The following is a 21748-nucleotide window of genomic DNA, read 5'->3' as shown; positions in this document are numbered from 1 at the left end:
ACCCCACCCTCTACGCCCGGTGACCATAGCGAGTTGGAACCACCCCTTCCCATCCCGAACAGGACAGTGAAACGACTCAACGCCGATGATAGTGCGGATTACCCGTGTGAAAGTAGGTAATTGCCGGGCACCAATGTAACGCCCAGACCCTCTTAGGTCTGGGCGTTTTTACTTGTGGGAAAAGGACTTACAGATTGACATGCCGGCTGGTTCAGGTGAAAATGTTCGGTTCGCGGAGAGATGCCCGAGCGGCTAAAGGGGGCAGACTGTAAATCTGTTGGCTTACGCCTACGTTGGTTCGAATCCAACTCTCTCCACCAGATGTAAAGAATACAGTAGTGCTTCTCAGTAGTGGCGGTAGGAATTAGCAATAAGCAGCGGGTTAAGAGATTTGAGTGAAGATAGTTGGCGAATGAGTTGATAAAACGCTGCGGGTGTAGCTCAATGGTAGAGCTGAAGCCTTCCAAGCTTATGACGAGGGTTCGATTCCCTTCACCCGCTCCAGCTGAATATCAGCAGTAGATTTTGCCCATGTGGCTCAGTGGTAGAGCACTCCCTTGGTAAGGGAGAGGTCGGCAGTTCGATCCTGCCCATGGGCACCATGTTTTTTGTGCAAGTGAATAGATTTAATTAATTAAAGAGTTAAACAGAAGGCAGATAAAAAATGGCAAAAGAAAAATTTGAACGGACTAAACCGCACGTTAACGTCGGTACGATTGGCCACGTTGACCATGGCAAAACAACCCTGACTGCGGCAATTACCACCGTGCTCTCTAAAGTGTTTGGTGGCGAAGCAAAAGCGTACGATCAAATTGACGCTGCGCCAGAAGAGAAGGCTCGCGGTATTACCATTAATACTGCCCACGTTGAGTATGAGACCAAGAATCGTCACTACGCGCACGTCGATTGCCCAGGTCACGCCGACTACATTAAGAACATGATTACTGGTGCTGCACAAATGGACGGCGCCATCTTAGTGGTCTCTGCTGCCGATGGCCCAATGCCCCAAACCCGCGAACATATTTTGCTCGCCCGCCAAGTTGGCGTGCCTTACATCATCGTCTTTTTAAATAAGTGCGATATGGTCGATGACGCTGAACTACTCGAGTTAGTCGAAATGGAAGTGCGTGAGCTCTTATCCAAATACGACTTCCCTGGTGATGACACCCCCATCGTTAAAGGTTCGGCTAAGCTTGCCTTAGAAGGCGACAAGGGCGAACTCGGTGAAGGCGCCATCATGGCCTTAGCCGAAGCCTTAGATACTTATATTCCCACCCCCGAGCGTGCAGTTGACGGCGCGTTCTTGATGCCAGTAGAAGATGTCTTCTCGATCTCCGGTCGCGGTACAGTCGTTACTGGCCGTATCGAGCGTGGCATTGTTAAAGTTGGTGAAGAAATTGAAATCATCGGTATTAAGCCCACCATCAAAACCACCTGTACTGGGGTTGAGATGTTCCGCAAATTACTCGATCAAGGTCAAGCAGGCGATAACGTCGGTATTTTATTGCGCGGCACTAAGCGTGAAGAAGTCGAGCGCGGCCAAGTCTTAGCGAAGCCCGGTTCAATTACACCGCATACCCACTTCACCGCTGAAGTCTATGTGCTGTCAAAAGATGAAGGTGGTCGTCATACGCCCTTCTTTAACAACTATCGCCCCCAGTTTTACTTCCGTACTACTGACGTAACCGGATCGATTGAGTTGCCAAAAGATAAAGAGATGGTGATGCCAGGCGATAACGTCACGATTACCGTAAAACTGATTGCTCCCATCGCCATGGAAGAAGGCTTACGTTTTGCGATTCGTGAAGGTGGCCGTACAGTTGGTGCTGGTGTAGTTGCAAAGATTTTGGCTTAGGGTTTGATTAATTGAAAAATAGGGGCGTAGCTCAATTGGCAGAGCGTTGGTCTCCAAAACCAAAGGTTGGGGGTTCGATGCCCTCCGCCCCTGCCACACGTTTGAATTGAAATTACATGTCACAACAGTCGCTTAGTCATAACGAATCTAAATCTGCTTGGGTTACCTTCCTTGCAGTAGCTATCGTTATTGTTGCTTTAGTTTTGTATTACATCCTGATTGATCAAACAATTTGGCTGCGTTTAGCAATTTTGTTTGGCGGTATTGCACTGGCAGTAGGTATTGTTGCCATCTCCCCAGAGGGCAAACGTTTCATTGTTTATGCAAGAGAGTCTTGGTATGAGGTCAAAAAGGTAGTCTGGCCCACCCGCAAAGAAGCAACCCAAATGACTCTGGTTGTTTTTGGCTTTGTCCTAATCATGTCGCTATTTTTATGGTTTGCAGACAAATTAATTGAATGGTTAGTTTTTTCAGTCCTGTTGGGCTGGAAGTGAGTAAAAAATGATTGATGCAGAATTAGCCACCAACCCCCAAGCCACTGGCAATATGCGCTGGTACGTGATTCACGCCTACTCCGGCATGGAAAAAAGCGTGAAAAAGGGCCTGGAAGAGCGGATCGCCCAATCGGGCATGCTCGATAAATTTGGCCGTATTTTGGTGCCATCTGAAGAGGTTGTAGAGATTAAAGCGGGGCAAAAGTCGGTTTCAGAGCGGCGTTTTTTCCCTGGATACGTACTCATTGAGATGGAAATGACCGATGAAAGCTGGCATTTGGTCAAAAATACCCCCAAAGTTACGGGTTTTGTCGGTGGAGTGCGCAATCGCCCTTCCCCCATTTCAACTGCCGAAGTCAGCAAAATCATGGATCAAATGCAGGCTGGGGTTGATAAACCTAAGCCGAAGACCTTATTTGAAGTTGGCGAGATGGTGCGGGTTAAAGAAGGCCCGTTTACCGATTTCAATGGCAATGTCGAGGAAGTGAACTACGAGAAGTCACGTTTACGTGTTTCTGTTACAATCTTCGGTCGCGGTACGCCAGTTGAGCTCGAGTTTGGCCAAGTGGAAAAGATGTAATTTGTTTTAGTTTTTTCGTATTTGCAGTAACCGAGGAGCCGATCCAGCATTGCCAAATCTGGTGAAGCGTCTACTCAACGGCGGCTTTGTATTCTATTAATGAACACGCGGCGCGCTTTTTAGGAGTAATTCATGGCAAAGAAAATTATTGGCTTTATAAAACTGCAGATTCCTGCAGGAAAAGCCAACCCATCACCCCCCGTTGGACCAGCTTTAGGTCAGCGCGGCCTCAATATTATGGAATTTTGTAAAGCGTTTAATGCTCAAACCCAGAGCATGGAGCCTGGCTTACCTATTCCCGTCGTGATTACTGCCTTTGCAGACAAGAGCTTCACGTTTGTGATGAAGACCCCGCCTGCTTCAATTTTAATTAAGAAAGCGGCCAAAATTGAAAAAGGTTCGCCGCGTCCTCATACCGATAAGGTGGGAAAAATCAGCCGGGCACAAGCTGAAGAAATTGCTAAAACAAAAATGCCCGATCTTACTGCTGCCGATATGGACGCTGCCGTGCGCACGATCGCAGGTAGCGCTCGCTCGATGGGCATTACGGTTGAGGGCCTCTAATCATGACAAAATTATCCAAGCGCACCAAAGTCATTCAAGCCAAAGTAGACCGTAACAAGTTTTACTCCTTAGATGACGCGCTCAACTTAGTTAAAGAATGTGCCACTGCTAAATTCGATGAGTCGATTGACGTTGCTGTGCAATTGGGCATTGACGCTAAAAAATCCGACCAAGTGGTGCGTGGCGCAGTAGTATTGCCCGCAGGTACTGGTAAGCATGTGCGAGTAGCAGTTTTTGCCCAAGGCGAGAAAGCCGAACAAGCTAAAGCTGCTGGTGCAGAAATTGTTGGCATGGAAGATTTAGCTGAACAAATTAAAGGCGGAAAAATCGATTTCGATATTTTGATTGCCTCGCCAGACACGATGAAAATCGTTGGCACCTTGGGCCAAGTTTTGGGCCCACGCGGTTTAATGCCGAATCCTAAAGTTGGTACGGTGACGCCAGATGTTGCTACTGCAGTTAAAAATGCTAAAGCAGGTCAAGTGCAATTTCGTGTAGATAAGGCCGGCATTGTGCATGCAAGTATTGGCCGTCGTTCGTTTGAGCCAACTGCGCTAAAGAGTAATTTACTTGCTCTGCTTGAGGCATTAAACAAGGCGAAGCCTACTTCAACTAAAGGTATTTATTTAAAGAAAGTCGCGGTTAGCAGCACGATGGGTGCTGGTGTACGCGTGGATCAAACTTCGTTACAAGCGGCTCAGTAAGGCGCTGGTAACAAAAAAGAACTTTGGGTCGGCACTGTAAAAGTGTCGAACATCAAAGACCGTTGGTGGGGTAAATGGTGGTACTCATTGAACCCTTAATCATTGCAATTGCAATAACCAACGCAGATGGCGAGCCTGGAACCCATTCGTAGCAGTTTGTGCGATTGACGAATCAGACGCTGGTGTATGAAGCACCCAACTGGTAGCAGTTGGTTTTGGAGGAGTTAAACCGTGCCTTTGAATGTAGAAGACAAAAAAGCGATTGTTGCTGATGTCGGCGCACAATTGGCGGCGGCTCAAACGGTGGTGTTGGCTGAATATCGGGGCATTCCCGTTGGCGAGCTGACGACGCTGCGTGCAAACGCGCGTGCCCAAGGTGTTTATTTGCGTGTTCTAAAAAATACGTTGGCGCGTCGTGCTGCACAAGGAACCCAATTTGAGCCTCTGGCCGATTCGATGGTTGGACCCTTGATTTACGGCATTTCTGTTGACCCTATTGCATCTGCAAAGGTCCTGCAGCAATTTGCTAAAACTCAAGAGCATCTAGTCATTAAAGCAGGTCTGTATAACGGCAAGATGTTAGACGTCAATGGTGTGAAAGCGTTGGCAACGATTCCAAGTCGTGACGAATTGCTTTCGCAGTTGTTGGGTGTCATGTTGGCCCCTGTCTCAGCGATGGCCCGAGTGTTGGGTGCAGTTGCTGCGCAAAAAGCCGCTGGTGCTCCTGCACCTGCAGCTTCACCAGTTGCAGCAAGCGAAGCAGTAGCAGAAGCAGCGCCTGCTGAAGTTGTCGCCGAAGCAGCGCCCGCTGTCGAAGCAGCCGACCAACCCAATGTTGAACCCCCCGCTGCTGAATAAGCGCCGGATTAATTATTTAAGTATTAGGAGCTAAAAATGGCAATTACCAAAGAAGAAATTATTGAAGCAGTAGGCACAATGTCGGTAATGGATCTGAACGATCTAGTGAAGGCATTTGAAGAGAAGTTTGGCGTATCAGCAGCAGCAATGGCTGTAGCTGGCCCAGCTGGCGGCGGCGGTGGAGCAGCTGCTGCCGAAGAGCAAACCGAATTTACGGTTAACTTGCTTGAGGTTGGTGGTAACAAAGTTGCTGTGATTAAAGCAGTACGTGAAATCACTGCACTTGGCCTTAAAGAAGCAAAAGACTTAGTCGATGGTGCACCCAAGCCAATTAAAGAAGGCGTCGACAAGAAATCTGCTGAAGAAGCCAAGAAGAAACTTGAAGAAGCCGGCGCTAAAGCCGAAATTAAGTAATTTAAAAAAGCCATGGTCCTGCATTGCAGGGCTTTGGCTATTTTGGTTTGACTTTTTAGAGGTCAAACCCGATTTCATTTGTTGAATTGAAATCAGGTTTGCCTTCTGATACGACTGCAGAAGACAAGTTTGGTCGGGCACTAAATCGATACGGTTTAGTGTTGTCCGCCAGTGGTTGGTAGAGGCCAACCGCCAAATCTTTGCTCAGTCGCTGAATTCGGAGATGAAATGAACTATAGCTTCACCGAACGTAAGCGTATTCGCAAAAGTTTTGCTAAACGCGTTAATAATCACCAGGTTCCTTACCTGATTGCAACCCAGCTTGAGTCCTATGCAAAATTTTTGCAGGCCGAAAAACCGGCCATGTCTCGCATTAATGAGGGCTTACAGGCAGCCTTTACTTCAGCGTTTCCCATTGTGTCAAACAATGGATATGCACGCATGGAGTATGTCTCATATCAATTATCGCAACCCCCATTTGACGTTAAAGAATGTCAACAACGGGGCTATACCTACCACTCTGCCTTACGCGCCAAGGTGCGTTTGATCATCTATGATCGCGAAGCGCCAACTAAGGTTAAGGAAGTAAAAGAGAGCGAAGTATATATGGGCGAGATTCCGCTCATGACCCAAAATGGCTCTTTTGTAATTAACGGTACCGAGCGTGTGATTGTTTCGCAGTTACACCGTTCGCCTGGCGTGTTCTTTGAGCACGACAAAGGTAAAACGCATAGTTCCGGCAAATTGCTGTTCTCTGCTCGCATTATTCCTTACCGTGGCTCATGGCTCGATTTCGAGTTTGATCCTAAAGATATTTTGTATTTCCGGGTTGACCGCCGTCGCAAGATGCCCGTAACCATTTTGCTGAAGGCAATTGGTTTAAGCAACGAACAGATTTTGGCCAATTTCTTTAATTTTGATCATTTCACCTTAAGCCCTAATGGCGCCTCGATGGAATTTGTGCCACAGCGTTTGCGTGGCCAATTAGCCAACTTTGATATTTTGGATAAAAACGGCGAAGTCGTGATTCAGAAAGACAAGCGCATTAATGCTAAACACATTCGTGATCTTGAGGCCGCTAAAACGAAGAGCATTGTTGTGCCTGATGATTATTTAGTTGGTCGGGTAGTGGCAAAAAATATTGTTGATCCCGAGTCGGGCGAAATCCTAGCTTATGCCAACGATGAAATTACCGAAGAACTATTAGCGACATTGCGTGATGCCAACATTAAGCAACTGGAAACAATTTATACCAATGATTTAGATTGTGGTGCTTATATTTCGCAAACCTTGCGTGCTGATGAAACTGCCGATCAAACTGCTGCTCGTATTGCTATTTATCGCATGATGCGTCCTGGTGAGCCGCCTACAGAAGATGCAGTAGAGGCCTTGTTCCAACGCTTGTTTTATAACGAAGACTCCTACGATTTATCCCGCGTCGGTCGCATGAAGGTAAATAGCCGCTTGGGTCGTCCAGAAATGGAAGGCGCAATGGTTTTATCCAATGAAGACATTCTCGACACCATTAAGTGTTTAGTTGACCTGCGGAATGGCAAAGGCGAAGTGGACGATATTGACCACCTCGGTAATCGTCGTGTACGTTGTGTAGGTGAGTTAGCAGAGAATCAATTCCGCGCTGGTTTATCTCGAGTAGAGCGTGCAGTTAAAGAGCGTTTAGGCCAAGCTGAAACTGAAAACTTGATGCCGCATGATTTAATTAATAGCAAGCCAATTTCGTCGGCAATTCGTGAGTTCTTTGGCTCATCACAGCTCTCGCAATTTATGGACCAAACCAACCCGCTGTCAGAAATTACGCATAAGCGGCGTATTTCTGCTTTAGGACCTGGCGGTTTAACGCGCGAACGTGCCGGCTTTGAGGTGCGTGACGTACATCCAACGCACTACGGTCGAGTTTGCCCAATTGAAACGCCAGAGGGACCAAACATTGGACTAATTAACTCCCTCGCTTTATTTGCCCGCTTAAACGAGCACGGTTTCTTAGAAACCCCATATCGTAAAGTTAATAATGGCAAGGTAACTGATGAAGTCATGTATCTATCGGCTATCGAAGAAGCGAAGTATGTTATTGCTCAGGCTAATGCCACGATCGATAAGAACGGGAAATTAGCCGATGAATTAGTTTCTGCACGTCAGGCTGGTGAAACCTTAATGCTTAGCCCAGATCGGGTTGACTTTATTGACGTCGCCCCAAGTCAAATCGTTTCTGCGGCTGCATCATTAGTGCCCTTCCTTGAGCACGATGACGCTAACCGCGCCCTGATGGGTGCGAACATGCAACGTCAAGCAGTGCCTTGTTTACGTCCTGATAAGCCATTAGTAGGAACTGGTTTAGAGCGTATTGTGGCAGTTGACTCGGGCACTGTCGTGTTGGCGATGCGTGGCGGTTTAGTTGATTATGTTGATGCCAATCGAATTGTGATTCGGGTTAATGATGATGAAACCGCAGCTGGCGAGGTTGGTGTAGATATTTATAACCTCACTAAATACACGCGCTCGAATCAAAATACGAATATTAATCAGCGCCCCATCGTGCAGGTTGGCGATCAGGTTGCGCGCGGCGACGTAGTTGCTGATGGCGCTTCAACCGATTTAGGTGAGTTGGCATTAGGGCAAAACATGACCGTGGCATTTATGCCGTGGAATGGCTATAACTTCGAAGATTCGATCTTAATTTCTGAACGGGTTGTTGCTGAAGATCGCTATACCTCAATTCATATTGAGGAATTATCGGTCGTGGCCCGCGATACTAAATTAGGCTCGGAAGAAATCACCCGTGATATTTCTAATTTAGCGGAGTCACAACTTTCTCGCTTGGACGAGAGCGGTATTGTTTACATTGGCGCTGAAGTTGAAGCAGGCGATGTCTTGGTAGGCAAGGTAACCCCGAAAGGCGAAACCACGCTGACTCCTGAAGAAAAGCTCTTACGGGCTATCTTTGGAGAAAAAGCATCTGATGTGAAGGATACGTCTTTGCGTGTGCCCTCCGGCATGATTGGTACTGTTATCGACGTACAAGTCTTTACGCGTGAAGGTATTGATCGTGATGCCCGCGCACAAGCCATTATTCAAGAAGAGCTACAGCGTTATCGGCTCGACTTAAATGATCAATTGCGTATCGTAGAGGGCGATGCATTTAGCCGTCTAGAGAAATTGCTCATGAATAAGGTCGCTAATGGCGGTCCGAAAAAATTGGCCAAGGGTAGCAAAATAACCCAAGAGTATTTGACTGACTTAGATAAATACCATTGGTTCGATATTCGCCCGGCGGATGATGATGTCGCTATGCAAGTAGAGGCGATTAAATCTTCCATTGAAGCCAAGCGTAAGCAATTTGATGATGCGTTTGAAGTGAAGAAGACCAAGCTGACTCAAGGCGATGACTTGCAGCCAGGCGTAACCAAAATGGTGAAAGTCTATTTAGCGGTGAAGCGCCGCTTACAGCCTGGCGACAAAATGGCTGGACGTCACGGCAACAAAGGTGTGGTTTCTAAAATTGCACCTGCCGAAGATATGCCTTTTATGGCTGATGGCCGTCCCGTCGATATCGTACTGAATCCCTTAGGCGTTCCCTCACGGATGAATGTGGGTCAAATCTTAGAGACCCACTTAGGTTGGGCTGCCCAAGGTATTGGTAAGCGAATTGACAGCATGATTAAAGATCATGTGAAGCAGGCCGAAATGCGCAAGTTCTTGAAGCAGTTGTATAACGAAACTGGGCGCGTTGAGGATATCGACAGCTTTACGGATGAACAAGTCAATATGCTGGCTGAAAATTTGCGTCAAGGTTTGCCATTCGCGACGCCCGTGTTTGACGGGGCTACCGAAGTAGAAATTGGCAAGATGCTCGATTTAGCTTATCCAGAAGAGGTTGCTGCTGCACTCCAAATGACACCGTCACGGCAACAAATGATTTTGCGTGACGGTCGTACTGGTGATCAATTTGAGCGTCCTGTCACAGTTGGCGTAATGCATGTCTTAAAACTCCACCATTTGGTCGATGACAAGATGCACGCCCGCTCAACTGGGCCGTACTCGCTGGTAACCCAGCAGCCATTGGGTGGTAAAGCCCAGTTTGGTGGTCAGCGCTTTGGTGAAATGGAAGTGTGGGCCTTAGAGGCTTACGGTGCAGCGTATGTATTACAAGAAATGCTTACCGTGAAGTCGGATGACGTTACAGGCCGAACCAAAGTGTATGAAAACATCGTCAAAGGCGAGCATACGATTGATGCGGGCATGCCCGAATCATTCAATGTGCTGGTAAAAGAAATCCGTTCGTTGGGTATTGACATTGACATGGAGCGTAACTGATATGAAAGCATTGCTCGATCTATTTAAGCAAACACAGGGCGAAGAGCAGTTTGATGTCATTAAAATTGGCCTCGCTTCTCCCGAAAAAATTCGTTCGTGGTCATTTGGTGAAGTACGCAAACCAGAAACGATTAACTATCGCACTTTTAAACCAGAGCGCGACGGCTTATTCTGTGCCAAGATTTTTGGTCCAACTAAAGACTATGAATGTTTATGCGGTAAATACAAGCGCTTGAAATTTCGTGGGGTTATTTGCGAAAAATGTGGCGTTGAAGTTACTTTGGCGAAAGTGCGCCGTGAGCGCATGGGTCATATTGAGTTAGCAGCACCCGTTGCGCATATTTGGTTCTTAAAATCATTGCCATCCCGCTTGGGCATGGTGCTCGATATGACTTTGCGTGATATCGAGCGGGTGCTGTACTTTGAAGCATATGTGGTGGTTGATGCTGGCTTAACTCCCGAGGGAGCGATGAAGCGCGGCCAAATTATGTCGGAAGAAGAGTACAACGCGAAACTTGAAGAATTCGGTGATGGCGCATTTACAGCCATTATGGGAGCTGAAGGCATTCGTGATCTGTTGCGCTCAATCGATATTGATCGCGAGGTTGAAACTATCCGTGCCGATTTAAAGGCAACCGGTAGCGATGCCAAGATTAAGAAGTATGCAAAACGCTTGAAAGTATTAGAGGCATTCCAGAGCTCAGGAATCAAGCCTGACTGGATGATCATGGAAGTGCTGCCAGTGTTACCCCCCGAGTTGCGCCCCTTGGTGCCCTTGGATGGCGGTCGGTTTGCTACCTCTGATTTGAATGATCTTTATCGCCGTGTTATTAATCGTAATAATCGCTTAAAGCGTTTACTAGAGTTACGCGCACCTGAAATCATTGTGCGTAATGAAAAACGCATGTTACAAGAAGCCGTTGATTCATTACTTGATAACGGTCGTCGCGGTAAGGCCATGACTGGCGCCAATAAGCGCCCTCTCAAGTCTTTGGCTGAAATGATTAAAGGTAAGAGTGGTCGTTTCCGGCAAAACTTGTTAGGCAAGCGCGTTGACTATTCTGGCCGTTCAGTCATTGTGGTTGGCCCAACCTTGAAATTGCATCAGTGCGGTTTGCCAAAATTAATGGCCTTAGAATTATTTAAGCCATTTATTTTCAACAAGCTTGAAACTTTAGGAATTGCAACTACCATTAAAGCTGCAAAGAAAGAAGTTGAGAGTCAAACGCCAATCGTATGGGACATTCTCGAAGAAGTCATTCGTGAACATCCAATCATGCTCAATCGTGCACCTACATTGCACCGTCTTGGTATTCAGGCTTTCGAGCCAATGTTGATTGAAGGCAAAGCGATTCAGTTGCATCCCTTAGTTTGCGCAGCATTTAATGCCGACTTTGACGGCGACCAAATGGCGGTGCACGTGCCTTTGTCGCTCGAAGCGCAAATGGAAGCACGCACTTTAATGTTGGCCTCGAACAATGTCTTGTTCCCTGCTAACGGCGAGCCATCCATTGTGCCGTCACAAGACGTTGTATTGGGCTTGTACTACGCTACTCGCGACAAGATTAACGGCAAAGGTGAAGGTATGGTTTTTGCCAATATCACTGAAGTTGTGCGGGCTTATGAAGCTGGTGTAGTTGAGTTAGCTTCCCGTGTTGCCGTGCGAATTACCGAGTTTGATATTGTTGATAAGAAGGCCGAGGGCGACGCCCGTTTTGCCGAGAAAAAAACGATTTATCAAACCTCAGTAGGCCGTGCCATTTTGTCTGAAATTTTGCCTAAAGGCATGTCCTTTGAAGAGATTAACAAGCCACTTAAGAAGAAAGAAATTTCGCGGCTTATTAATACTTCATTTCGGAAGTGTGGCCTGCGCGAGACGGTGATTTTTGCTGATCGACTCTTGCAAGCGGGTTTCCGTTTAGCCACTAAAGCAGGTATCTCAATTGCAATTGATGACATGCTAATTCCGCATGCTAAAGAGCGCATCATTACTGATGCTTCCAATAAGGTGAAAGAGTACGACAAGCAATTTATGTCGGGCTTAGTAACCAATCAAGAGCGTTATAACAACGTGGTTGATATTTGGGGCGCGGCTGGCGATCAGGTTGGTAAAGCCATGATGGATGAGTTATCGCACGTTGAGGTTTTAGATCGCAACGGCAATAAAGCCCGTCAAGAATCATTTAATTCCATTTACATGATGGCCGATTCAGGTGCGCGTGGTTCAGCTGCGCAAATACGTCAGTTGGCTGGTATGCGTGGATTGATGGCAAAGCCTGATGGCTCAATCATCGAGACGCCAATTACGGCTAATTTCCGTGAAGGTTTGAATGTTTTGCAGTATTTCATTTCTACCCACGGTGCACGTAAAGGCTTAGCCGATACAGCGTTGAAGACCGCAAACTCGGGTTATTTAACACGCCGTCTATGCGATGTGACCCAAGATTTAGTGGTCATTGAAGATGATTGTGGTGCTACCAGTGGCGTGACCATGAAGGCGCTAGTTGAGGGCGGGGAAATTATTGAGGCCTTACGCGACCGCATTTTGGGTCGGGTCTGTATCGAAGATATTCTCAATCCCGAGACGCAGGAAGTCATCATTCCACACGATACCTTGCTTGATGAAGATCATGTCGATCAAATTGTGGCACTGGGTATCGATGAAGTGAAAGTACGCACCGTCTTATCTTGCTTAACTCGTTATGGTTTATGTGCGAAGTGCTATGGCCGTGATCTTGGACGTGGTGGTCTGGTTAACGTTGGTGAGGCAGTGGGCGTGATTGCTGCTCAGTCAATTGGCGAGCCTGGCACACAGTTAACGATGCGTACATTCCACATCGGCGGTGCTGCATCACGGGCACTAGTGGCAAGTAATGTTGAAGCAAAATCAAGCGGTACTTTGAAGTTTTCCTCATCGATGCGCATGGTTAAAAATGCCAAAGGTGAGCAATTGGCGATTTCTCGTTCAGGCGAAGCACTCATCGTTGATGATAATGGCCGCGAACGCGAACGGCATAAAGTACCTTATGGCGCAACATTAGTTTTAAAAGAAGGCGCTGCAGTTAAAGCAGGCGCTAGTTTGGCCACTTGGGATCCCTTAACTCGTCCTATTATTTCAGAGTACGCTGGTATTGCGCGCTTTGATAATGTGGAAGAGGGAGTGACGGTTGCCAAGCAGGTCGATGAGGTGACGGGTCTTTCAACCCTAGTCGTTATTGACGGCAAGCGGAGAAGTGCAGCTAGCAAAGGGGTTCGGCCGGTGATTAATTTGATCGACGATCAAGGTGCTGAAGTCATGATTACGGGCACCGACCATCCGGTCACCATTGGTCTGCAAGTGGGCGCTTTAATTACCGTTAAAGATGGCCAGAAGGTTGAAGTTGGCGAAGTCTTGGCACGTATTCCCATAGAGTCACAAAAGACTCGCGATATTACAGGGGGCTTGCCGCGCGTTGCCGAATTATTTGAAGCGCGTTCGCCAAAAGATGCCGCAGTATTGGCAAAAGTAACGGGCACAGTATCGTTCGGTAAAGAAACGAAAGGTAAGCAGCGTTTAGTTATTACCGATATGGATGGCGAGGCCAATGAGTTCTTAATTGCCAAAGAGAAACAAGTGTTAGTGCATGACGGCCAAGTAGTAAATAAGGGCGAGATGATTGTCGAAGGCCCAGCTGACCCACACGATATCTTGACACTCAGAGGCGCAGAAGAGCTAGCCATTTACATTGTTGATGAGGTTCAAGACGTTTATCGCTTGCAAGGCGTGAAGATAAACGACAAACACATTGAAGTCATCGTGCGGCAGATGTTGCGCCGTGTGCAGATCTCCGATCCAGGCGATACCGGCTTTATTATGGGCGAGCAAGTTGAGCGCTCGAAGTTGTATGACGCCAATGATCGGGTGATTGCTGAAGGTAAGCACCCTGCTCAGTTTGAAAATGTGCTCTTAGGTATTACTAAAGCCTCTTTATCAACCGATAGCTTTATTTCGGCAGCTTCTTTCCAAGAAACCACACGTGTTTTGACCGAGGCCGCAATTATGGGCAAAGTCGACACCTTGCGTGGTCTCAAGGAAAACGTCATTATTGGGCGCCTTATTCCAGCGGGCACCGGCTTGTCTTATCGCCGTGCGCGTAAGGTTCGTGAACAATTTGAGCGTGATCGCGCACAGATGATCGCTGCCGAGGAAGAGGCCTTAGCAAATGCACCCGAGCTCGCGGTTGAGGGCGAAGTGCTTGTTGCAGCCCCCGAAGGAGAGGCAGAGCAAAGCTAAGCTCAGTTCACCATTTTGTTGCCATTCTGGCCAGTTTTTCTCGTTGCAGGTTGACGGGAAAGGCTGGCCAAGCTAGAATGCTGAGTTCTACTGAATTAGTAGGAAATCAGCTTTATTTGGCAATCTGAGATTAGTTGCCTAAGTTACTGATTTTCTTATAAAAAAGCATTAAGAAGTACTAACCGAGCCATTTATGCCGACAATTAACCAGTTATTGCGTAAGCCTAGAAGTAGGCTTACCGTTAAGAGCAAAAGTCCAGCCCTGCAGAATAGTCCGCAGCGCAGGGGTGTTTGTACACGTGTTTACACCACTACCCCAAAGAAGCCTAATTCTGCTTTACGCAAAGTAGCAAAAGTACGATTAACCAATGGTTTTGAAGTTATTTCGTACATTGGTGGCGAAGGCCATAACTTGCAAGAGCACTCGGTTGTGCTGATCCGCGGCGGCCGTGTAAAAGATTTGCCTGGCGTGCGTTATCACATTGTGCGTGGTTCGCTTGACTTGCAGGGCGTAAAAGATCGCAAACAGTCGCGCTCAAAATATGGCGCGAAACGCGCTAAGAAGTCTGCTTAAGTTTTGCTGTTGTAGTAGGTATTTGTAGTATCTGACTGAAAAGTCAAGTAAGTGGTTACTTCGTTTTTAGTCCTAGGAATTTAAAGCTAAAAATAGTTGAGTAACCGAAGCGGGAGTCTGATATTAGTCTCCCCTAACTGAACTGATAGGAGTTGTTATGCCGCGTCGTCGCGAAGTCCCCAAAAGGGAAATTCTTCCTGATCCAAAATTCGGGAATGTAGAAGTAGCTAAATTCATGAACGTCCTGATGTTGGACGGCAAAAAATCGGTAGCCGAGCGTATCGTTTATGGCGCTTTTGATCACATTGAGAAAAAAGCCAATAAAGAGCCACTAGAGATTTTTTCAACCGCGATGGGTAATGTAAAGCCCATGGTTGAAGTTAAGAGTCGCCGTGTTGGCGGCGCAAACTACCAGGTTCCAGTAGAAGTTCGTCCATCCCGCCGCTCTGCTTTGGCAATGCGCTGGTTGCGTGAGGCCGCTAAAAAGCGTGGCGAAAAATCGATGGCACAGCGCCTTGCTAATGAATTACTCGAAGCTGCTGAAGGTCGCGGCGGGGCAATGAAAAAGCGCGAAGAAGTACACCGTATGGCTGAGGCTAATAAGGCCTTCTCCCATTTCCGTTTCTAAGAATTCAGTCAAGAAGAGGCAACAGTGGCACGTAAAACACCTATTGAGCGATATCGCAATATCGGCATCTCAGCTCACATCGATGCAGGTAAAACTACCACGACTGAGCGCGTGCTGTTCTATACCGGCGTGAATCACAAAATTGGTGAAGTTCACGATGGCGCTGCCACCATGGACTGGATGGAACAAGAGCAGGAGCGCGGAATTACGATTACGTCTGCGGCTACCACCACCTTCTGGAAAGGCATGGGGGGAAATTATCCAGAGCATCGTATTAACATTATTGATACCCCTGGCCACGTCGATTTCACGATTGAAGTAGAGCGTTCAATGCGCGTGCTGGATGGCGCATGTATGGTTTATTGTGCAGTAGGCGGAGTACAGCCACAGTCTGAAACAGTGTGGCGTCAGGCCAATAAGTATGGCGTACCCCGTTTAGCGTTTGTGAATAAAATGGATCGTACCGGTGCGAATTTCTTCAAGGTCTACGATCAAATGAAGGCCCGCCTTAAAGCCAATCCTCTCTTAATTCAAATACCTATTGGCGCTGAAGAAAAGTTTCAAGGTGTGGTCGATTTAGTGAAGATGAAGGCGATTTATTGGGATGAAGAATCGCAAGGTACTAAATTTACCTATGCTGATATCCCTGCAGAACTACAAGCTTCTGCTGAAGAGTGGCGTGAAAAAATGCTCGAAGCTGCTGCCGAAAGCTCTGAAGTGCTGATGGATAAATACCTCAGCGGCGAAGCCTTAACGGAAGAAGAAATTAAAGCCGCTCTACGCCAGCGTACTATTGCCGGTGAAATTGTGCCAATGCTTTGCGGCACTGCGTTTAAAAACAAAGGCGTACAGGCCATGTTAGACGCGGTTATCGATTTTCTACCCTCACCATTAGATGTACCGCCAGTCGATTGTGAAAAAGAAGACGGTACCCCAACGACCAGAGCAGCTGCGGATAGCGAAAAATTTTCCGCCTTAGCATTTAAGATCATGACCGACCCCTTCGTCGGTCAGCTCATCTTTTTCCGTGTCTATTCTGGCGTAATGAAATCAGGGGACACCATTTACAACCCGATCAAGGGTAAAAAAGAGCGTGTGGGTCGCCTCTTACAAATGCACGCAAATCAACGCGAAGAAATTAAAGAAGTTTTCGCTGGCGATATTGCTGCAGCAGTAGGCCTAAAAGATGCAACTACTGGCGAAACGCTATGCGATCCCGATAGTATTGTGATTCTCGAGCGGATGGTTTTCCCAGAGCCGGTTATTTCTCAAGCTGTCGAGCCTAAAACCAAAGTTGACCAAGAAAAAATGGGCTTAGCTTTAAATCGCTTAGCGCAGGAAGATCCATCGTTTCGGGTAAAAACCGATGAAGAGTCTGGTCAAACCATTATTTCTGGTATGGGTGAGTTGCACTTAGAAATTTTGGTCGATCGCATGAAGCGCGAGTTTGGCGTTGAGGCAACTGTAGGCAAGCCGCAAGTTGCTTATCGCGAAACCATTCGAAAAAATTGTGATGAAATCGAAGGCAAGTTTGTTAAGCAGTCTGGCGGCCGTGGTCAATATGGCCACGTCGTATTAAAGCTAGAGCCACAAGCACCAGGTAAGGGTTTTGAATTCGTCGATGCAATTAAAGGCGGTGTAGTACCGCGCGAATATATTCCTGCAGTTGAAAAGGGTATTGTTGAAACCTTAAATGCTGGTGTGCTAGCTGGATATCCGGTAGTTGATATCAAGGCTACCCTCTTCTATGGTTCGTATCACGATGTCGACTCGAATGAAAACGCATTTAAGATGGCAGGCTCCATTGCCTTTAAAGAAGGCATGCGCCGCGCATCACCCGTATTACTAGAGCCAATGATGGCGGTCGAAGTTGAAACCCCGGAAGATTTTATGGGCAACGTAATGGGCGATCTATCTTCACGCCGCGGTATTTTGCAGGGCATGGATGATATTCCTGGTGGCGGCAAAATTGTGCGCGCTGAAGTGCCTTTAGCAGAAATGTTTGGCTATTCAACTAGCTTACGTTCGCTAACGCAAGGTCGTGCTACATACACCATGGAATTTAAGCATTACTCAGAAGCACCCAAGAATGTTGCCGAAGCAGTGATGGCAGCCAAATCAAAGTAAATCGGTAAAGTAATTTTACGTAACCTTAATTTTTGAAGACTGAACTTAGTTAAACAGAAGGCAGATAAAAAATGGCAAAAGAAAAATTTGAACGGACTAAACCGCACGTTAACGTCGGTACGATTGGCCACGTTGACCATGGCAAAACAACCCTGACTGCGGCAATTACCACCGTGCTCTCTAAAGTGTTTGGTGGCGAAGCAAAAGCGTACGATCAAATTGACGCTGCGCCAGAAGAGAAGGCTCGCGGTATTACCATTAATACTGCCCACGTTGAGTATGAGACCAAGAATCGTCACTACGCGCACGTCGATTGCCCAGGTCACGCCGACTACATTAAGAACATGATTACTGGTGCTGCACAAATGGACGGCGCCATCTTAGTGGTCTCTGCTGCCGATGGCCCAATGCCCCAAACCCGCGAACATATTTTGCTCGCCCGCCAAGTTGGCGTGCCTTACATCATCGTCTTTTTAAATAAGTGCGATATGGTCGATGACGCTGAACTACTCGAGTTAGTCGAAATGGAAGTGCGTGAGCTCTTATCCAAATACGACTTCCCTGGTGATGACACCCCCATCGTTAAAGGTTCGGCTAAGCTTGCCTTAGAAGGCGACAAGGGCGAACTCGGTGAAGGCGCCATCATGGCCTTAGCCGAAGCCTTAGATACTTATATTCCCACCCCCGAGCGTGCAGTTGACGGCGCGTTCTTGATGCCAGTAGAAGATGTCTTCTCGATCTCCGGTCGCGGTACAGTCGTTACTGGCCGTATCGAGCGTGGCATTGTTAAAGTTGGTGAAGAAATTGAAATCATCGGTATTAAGCCCACCATCAAAACCACCTGTACTGGGGTTGAGATGTTCCGCAAATTACTCGATCAAGGTCAAGCAGGCGATAACGTCGGTATTTTATTGCGCGGCACTAAGCGTGAAGAAGTCGAGCGCGGCCAAGTCTTAGCGAAGCCCGGTTCAATTACACCGCATACCCACTTCACCGCTGAAGTCTATGTGCTGTCAAAAGATGAAGGTGGTCGTCATACGCCCTTCTTTAACAACTATCGCCCCCAGTTTTACTTCCGTACTACTGACGTAACCGGATCGATTGAGTTGCCAAAAGATAAAGAGATGGTGATGCCAGGCGATAACGTCACGATTACCGTAAAACTGATTGCTCCCATCGCCATGGAAGAAGGCTTACGTTTTGCGATTCGTGAAGGTGGCCGTACAGTTGGTGCTGGTGTAGTTGCAAAGATTTTGGCTTAGGGTTTGATTTAGTTTTTTAGTTTTCGGTTTGCAATTCACCTGGCCTTGTGCTGCAAAGTCAGGTGCGCTCTTTAGATAGATAACCGCGGCAGCACCGCATTGCTCTTTGGAAAAATTATGCAAAACCAAAAAATTCGTATTCGTCTTAAAGCATTTGATTACCGCTTAATTGATCAATCTGCAGCTGAGATTGTTGATACCGCAAAGCGTACGGGGGCAGTTGTTAAGGGTCCTGTGCCATTGCCAACCCGCATTGAGCGGTTTGACTTGCTGCGTTCACCGCACGTGAATAAAACCTCGCGCGATCAGATGGAAATCCGTACCCATTTACGTTTAATGGATATCGTTGACCCAACTGAAAAAACCGTTGATGCGTTAATGAAGCTTGATTTGCCAGCGGGTGTAGATGTAGAAATTAAGCTGCAGTAAGGTTATATAGCCCAGGTTTCTTGCTAAGCGCCTGAATCTGGGATAGAATCATAGGCTTTTCCGGGTTTATAGCAGCATCAAAACCCCTAGTTTTCATGCATTTTTGTTGAAATATTGTTTTAAGTCATTGATTTATAAGTAATATTTTACTTATAAATTAGTTATTAAATTATTGCCGGCCAATCGAAGTCGGCGTGGAGTTTGAAAATGAGCTTAGGCTTGATCGGCCGTAAGGTCGGCATGACCCGTCTTTTTACGGATGAAGGTGAAGCAATTCCCGTCACGGTAATCGACGTTAGCGATAACCGAGTTGCACAGGTGAAAACCCTGGCTACTGATGGCTATGATGCTGTTCAGTTAGCTCACGGTACCCGTAGAGCAAGTCGCGTTACTAAATCTATGGCTGGGCACTTTGCTAAAGCAGGCGTTTTGGCAGGTAACGGTCTTAATGAATTCACCCTAGACTCAGCTAAAGTTAGCGAATTCGCGCCCGGTCAAGTTGTCGGCGTCGATACGTTTACTGCTGGTCAAAAAGTTGACGTACAAGGCGTGACTATTGGTAAAGGTTACGCTGGCACGATTAAGCGTCACCACTTTAAGTCGGGGCGCGCTAGTCACGGTAATTCGCGTTCACATAATGTCCCCGGTTCGATTGGTATGGCTCAAGATCCAGGTCGAGTTTTTCCTGGCAAGCGTATGACCGGTCACCTTGGTGATGAAACTCGTACTGCACAAAATTTAGTCATAGCCCGTATCGATGCAGAACGTAGCCTCATTATGGTTAAGGGCGCAGTTCCAGGAGCGCCTGGCGGCAAAGTCATTGTTACTCCAGCGGTTAAAACACCGCTGAAGAAAAAATAAGGAGAGCCCCAAATGGAAATTAAGCTTCTCCAAGATAACGGCACATTAGCAGCTGGTATTCAAGCATCACCAGAGATTTTTGAGCGCGAGTATAACGAGGCACTTATTCATCAAGTGGTGGTTGCTTATCAAGCCAATGCGCGCAGCGGTAATAGCGCTCAAAAAGACCGTGAACAAGTAAAGCACAGCACGAAAAAACCGTGGCGCCAAAAAGGCACAGGTCGGGCCCGTGCTGGTATGACTTCATCACCACTGTGGCGTGGAGGCGGTCGGATATTCCCGAATTCACCAGAAGTAAATTACAGCCACAAAGTAAATAAAAAAATGTATCGCGCTGGCATGAAATCGATTCTGTCGCAGTTGGCTCGCGAAGGTCGCCTAAATATCATCGATGAATTTAAATTAGACGCCCCAAAAACGAAGCAATTAGCCGATAAAGTCAAAGCCATGGGTCTTGACTCAGTGCTTATCATTGTTGACCAAGTTAGTGAAAATTTGTACTTGGCTTCACGTAATCTGTACAAAATTGCAGTCATGGAGCCACAGCATGCAGACCCATTGGCATTGGTGCAGTTCCAAAAAGTATTGGTTAGCAAAGCAGCGATTGCAAAAATCGAGGAGTTGCTGAAATGAATCTAGTGCGCAAAAATGATCACAAACTAATGAAGGTATTGCTAGGTCCAGTTATTTCGGAAAAAGCAACCATGGTGGCTGATAAAAATGAACAAGTGGTTTTCCAAGTTGCTCGCGAAGCCAATAAGTTAGATGTCAAGCAAGCGGTTGAATTACTCTTTAAGGTGCAAGTTGACTCGGTACAAATTGTCAATCAAAAAGGCAAGCCGAAGCGCTATGGCCGTTTTGAAGGACGTCGTGACCACACCAAAAAAGCCTATGTCAATTTGAAGCCTGGTCAAGAAATTAACTTTGAAGCGGAGGCAAGTTAACCATGCCACTGATGAAAACAAAACCGACTTCGCCAGGTCGTCGTTCAATGGTCAAGGTGGTCAATCCCGATCTGCATAAAGGCAAGCCTTTTGCAGCGTTAGTTGAACCACAGTTTCAAAAAGCAGGCCGTAATAATAATGGCCACATCACTACTCGTCATAAGGGTGGCGGTCATAAACACCATTATCGGGTAGTAGATTTCAAGCGGAATGATAAAGATGGCGTGCCAGCAAAAGTAGAGCGCTTGGAATACGATCCCAATCGCAGCGCCAACATTGCTTTATTGTTATTCGCTGATGGCGAAAGGCGTTACATCATTGCCACTAAAGGCATGACTGTTGGCCAACAAATTATGAATGGCTCTGAGGCTGCAATTAAGGCGGGCAACAATTTACCGATTCGTAATATTCCGATTGGTAGCACGATCCATTGCGTTGAAATGTTGCCAGGCAAGGGCGCACAAATTGCTCGCTCTGCGGGTGCTTCGGCAGTATTGTTAGCGCGCGAAGGCGTTTACGCTCAAGTCCGTTTACGCTCAGGCGAAGTTCGTCGGGTGTTAATTGAGTGCCGCGCCACAATTGGTGAAGTGGGCAATGAAGAACACAGCTTGCGCCAAATTGGTAAGGCAGGCGCAAATCGTTGGCGGGGAATTCGTCCAACTGTACGTGGCGTTGCAATGAACCCAGTTGATCACCCACATGGTGGTGGTGAAGGCAAAACTGGCGAAGGTCGTGTACCTGTATCGCCATGGGGAACGCCAACCAAAGGTTATCGTACGCGTCGCAATAAGCGCACGACGACCATGATTGTTCAGCGTCGTCAGAAGCGTTAATGACTAAGCGATTAAGGAA

Annotated in this window: 18 protein-coding genes, 4 tRNA genes and 1 rRNA gene; all 23 read left to right on the top strand. The window is 47.1% G+C overall.

The window, feature by feature from the left end; genetic code table 11:
- Positions 1 to 15 precede the first annotated feature (15 nt).
- The 23 genes from rrf (at position 16) to rplB (ending at position 21729) form a co-directional block, all read left to right on the top strand.
- A 5S ribosomal RNA gene (gene rrf, locus LZT21_RS01640) occupies positions 16 to 129 on the top strand.
- A 105-nt stretch (positions 130 to 234) separates the two neighbouring features.
- A tRNA-Tyr gene (locus LZT21_RS01635) sits at positions 235 to 320 on the top strand.
- 110 nt (positions 321 to 430) lie between these two features.
- Positions 431 to 504 (top strand) — tRNA-Gly (locus LZT21_RS01630).
- A 23-nt stretch (positions 505 to 527) separates the two neighbouring features.
- Positions 528 to 602 (top strand) — tRNA-Thr (locus tag LZT21_RS01625).
- 62 nt (positions 603 to 664) lie between these two features.
- Complete coding sequence (gene tuf / locus LZT21_RS01620; protein ID WP_233923298.1) at positions 665 to 1855, top strand: elongation factor Tu; 1191 nt, start codon at positions 665 to 667, stop codon at positions 1853 to 1855.
- Positions 1856 to 1875: 20 nt separating this feature from the next.
- Positions 1876 to 1951, top strand: a tRNA-Trp gene (locus LZT21_RS01615).
- 20 nt (positions 1952 to 1971) lie between these two features.
- On the top strand, positions 1972 to 2349 hold the full coding sequence (gene secE, locus LZT21_RS01610) for a preprotein translocase subunit SecE (protein WP_233923308.1): 378 nt from the start codon (positions 1972 to 1974) through the stop codon (positions 2347 to 2349).
- Positions 2350 to 2356: 7 nt separating this feature from the next.
- Entirely contained in the window at positions 2357 to 2929 is a 573-nt protein-coding gene (nusG, locus tag LZT21_RS01605) for a transcription termination/antitermination protein NusG (protein WP_233923307.1), read from the top strand.
- A 132-nt stretch (positions 2930 to 3061) separates the two neighbouring features.
- Complete coding sequence (gene rplK, locus LZT21_RS01600) at positions 3062 to 3493, top strand: 50S ribosomal protein L11 (RefSeq protein ID WP_233923306.1); 432 nt, start codon at positions 3062 to 3064, stop codon at positions 3491 to 3493.
- A gap of 2 nt (positions 3494 to 3495) precedes the next feature.
- A complete protein-coding gene (gene rplA, locus LZT21_RS01595) occupies positions 3496 to 4197 on the top strand; it encodes a 50S ribosomal protein L1 (protein ID WP_233923305.1) in 702 nt (233 codons plus the stop codon).
- 231 nt (positions 4198 to 4428) lie between these two features.
- Positions 4429 to 5055 carry a 50S ribosomal protein L10 gene (gene rplJ / locus LZT21_RS01590; RefSeq protein ID WP_233989125.1) on the top strand — a complete coding sequence of 209 codons (627 nt, stop codon included), beginning with the start codon at positions 4429 to 4431 and terminating at the stop codon, positions 5053 to 5055.
- A 36-nt stretch (positions 5056 to 5091) separates the two neighbouring features.
- A complete protein-coding gene (gene rplL / locus LZT21_RS01585) occupies positions 5092 to 5469 on the top strand; it encodes a 50S ribosomal protein L7/L12 (protein ID WP_233923303.1) in 378 nt (125 codons plus the stop codon).
- 228 nt (positions 5470 to 5697) lie between these two features.
- On the top strand, positions 5698 to 9798 hold the full coding sequence (gene rpoB / locus LZT21_RS01580) for a DNA-directed RNA polymerase subunit beta (RefSeq protein ID WP_233934846.1): 4101 nt from the start codon (positions 5698 to 5700) through the stop codon (positions 9796 to 9798).
- Between the two features lies 1 nt (position 9799).
- Positions 9800 to 14071, top strand: a complete 4272-nt coding sequence (gene rpoC / locus LZT21_RS01575) for a DNA-directed RNA polymerase subunit beta' (protein ID WP_233989124.1) — start codon at positions 9800 to 9802, stop codon at positions 14069 to 14071.
- 193 nt (positions 14072 to 14264) lie between these two features.
- On the top strand, positions 14265 to 14645 hold the full coding sequence (gene rpsL, locus LZT21_RS01570; RefSeq protein WP_233923300.1) for a 30S ribosomal protein S12: 381 nt from the start codon (positions 14265 to 14267) through the stop codon (positions 14643 to 14645).
- A gap of 157 nt (positions 14646 to 14802) precedes the next feature.
- Positions 14803 to 15273: a 30S ribosomal protein S7 gene (gene rpsG, locus LZT21_RS01565; protein ID WP_068320103.1), complete on the top strand. Its 471-nt coding sequence runs from the start codon at positions 14803 to 14805 to the stop codon at positions 15271 to 15273.
- A gap of 24 nt (positions 15274 to 15297) precedes the next feature.
- Positions 15298 to 17400, top strand: coding sequence for an elongation factor G (fusA, locus tag LZT21_RS01560; RefSeq protein ID WP_233923299.1), 2103 nt, complete (start codon positions 15298 to 15300; stop codon positions 17398 to 17400).
- 71 nt (positions 17401 to 17471) lie between these two features.
- Positions 17472 to 18662: an elongation factor Tu gene (gene tuf, locus LZT21_RS01555; RefSeq protein ID WP_233923298.1), complete on the top strand. Its 1191-nt coding sequence runs from the start codon at positions 17472 to 17474 to the stop codon at positions 18660 to 18662.
- 117 nt (positions 18663 to 18779) lie between these two features.
- Positions 18780 to 19091, top strand: a complete 312-nt coding sequence (gene rpsJ / locus LZT21_RS01550; RefSeq protein ID WP_233923297.1) for a 30S ribosomal protein S10 — start codon at positions 18780 to 18782, stop codon at positions 19089 to 19091.
- 207 nt (positions 19092 to 19298) lie between these two features.
- A complete protein-coding gene (rplC, locus tag LZT21_RS01545) occupies positions 19299 to 19952 on the top strand; it encodes a 50S ribosomal protein L3 (RefSeq protein WP_233923296.1) in 654 nt (217 codons plus the stop codon).
- Between the two features lie 12 nt (positions 19953 to 19964).
- Entirely contained in the window at positions 19965 to 20585 is a 621-nt protein-coding gene (rplD, locus tag LZT21_RS01540) for a 50S ribosomal protein L4 (protein ID WP_233923295.1), read from the top strand.
- Positions 20582 to 20896 (top strand): 50S ribosomal protein L23, encoded by a 315-nt coding sequence (gene rplW / locus LZT21_RS01535; protein ID WP_233923294.1) that lies wholly within the window; start codon positions 20582 to 20584, stop codon positions 20894 to 20896. Before rplD ends, rplW begins: the two co-directional genes overlap by 4 nt.
- 2 nt (positions 20897 to 20898) lie before the next feature.
- Positions 20899 to 21729 carry a 50S ribosomal protein L2 gene (rplB, locus tag LZT21_RS01530; protein ID WP_233923293.1) on the top strand — a complete coding sequence of 277 codons (831 nt, stop codon included), beginning with the start codon at positions 20899 to 20901 and terminating at the stop codon, positions 21727 to 21729.
- Positions 21730 to 21748: the final 19 nt, after the last annotated feature.

It is taken from the genome of Polynucleobacter sp. IMCC 30228, from assembly GCF_021395205.1.
Taxonomy (GTDB): Bacteria; Pseudomonadota; Gammaproteobacteria; order Burkholderiales; family Burkholderiaceae; genus Polynucleobacter.
This window is presented reverse-complemented; position numbering and strand designations above follow the sequence as displayed.

Bases quoted from the DNA above. Each gene is read 5' to 3' on its own strand.
- tuf (WP_233923298.1), top strand. From the start codon at position 17,472: ATGGCAAAAGAAAAATTTGAACGGACTAAACCGCACGTTAACGTCGGT.
- rpoC (WP_233989124.1), top strand. From the start codon at position 9,800: ATGAAAGCATTGCTCGATCTATTTAAGCAAACACAGGGCGAAGAGCAG.
- rpsL (WP_233923300.1), top strand. From the start codon at position 14,265: ATGCCGACAATTAACCAGTTATTGCGTAAGCCTAGAAGTAGGCTTACC.
- rplC (WP_233923296.1), top strand. From the start codon at position 19,299: ATGAGCTTAGGCTTGATCGGCCGTAAGGTCGGCATGACCCGTCTTTTT.
- rplK (WP_233923306.1), top strand. From the start codon at position 3,062: ATGGCAAAGAAAATTATTGGCTTTATAAAACTGCAGATTCCTGCAGGA.
- rplD (WP_233923295.1), top strand. From the start codon at position 19,965: ATGGAAATTAAGCTTCTCCAAGATAACGGCACATTAGCAGCTGGTATT.
- secE (WP_233923308.1), top strand. From the start codon at position 1,972: ATGTCACAACAGTCGCTTAGTCATAACGAATCTAAATCTGCTTGGGTT.
- rplA (WP_233923305.1), top strand. From the start codon at position 3,496: ATGACAAAATTATCCAAGCGCACCAAAGTCATTCAAGCCAAAGTAGAC.
- rpsG (WP_068320103.1), top strand. From the start codon at position 14,803: ATGCCGCGTCGTCGCGAAGTCCCCAAAAGGGAAATTCTTCCTGATCCA.
- rplL (WP_233923303.1), top strand. From the start codon at position 5,092: ATGGCAATTACCAAAGAAGAAATTATTGAAGCAGTAGGCACAATGTCG.
- nusG (WP_233923307.1), top strand. From the start codon at position 2,357: ATGATTGATGCAGAATTAGCCACCAACCCCCAAGCCACTGGCAATATG.
- rplB (WP_233923293.1), top strand. From the start codon at position 20,899: ATGCCACTGATGAAAACAAAACCGACTTCGCCAGGTCGTCGTTCAATG.
- rpsJ (WP_233923297.1), top strand. From the start codon at position 18,780: ATGCAAAACCAAAAAATTCGTATTCGTCTTAAAGCATTTGATTACCGC.
- tuf (WP_233923298.1), top strand. From the start codon at position 665: ATGGCAAAAGAAAAATTTGAACGGACTAAACCGCACGTTAACGTCGGT.
- rplW (WP_233923294.1), top strand. From the start codon at position 20,582: ATGAATCTAGTGCGCAAAAATGATCACAAACTAATGAAGGTATTGCTA.
- rpoB (WP_233934846.1), top strand. From the start codon at position 5,698: ATGAACTATAGCTTCACCGAACGTAAGCGTATTCGCAAAAGTTTTGCT.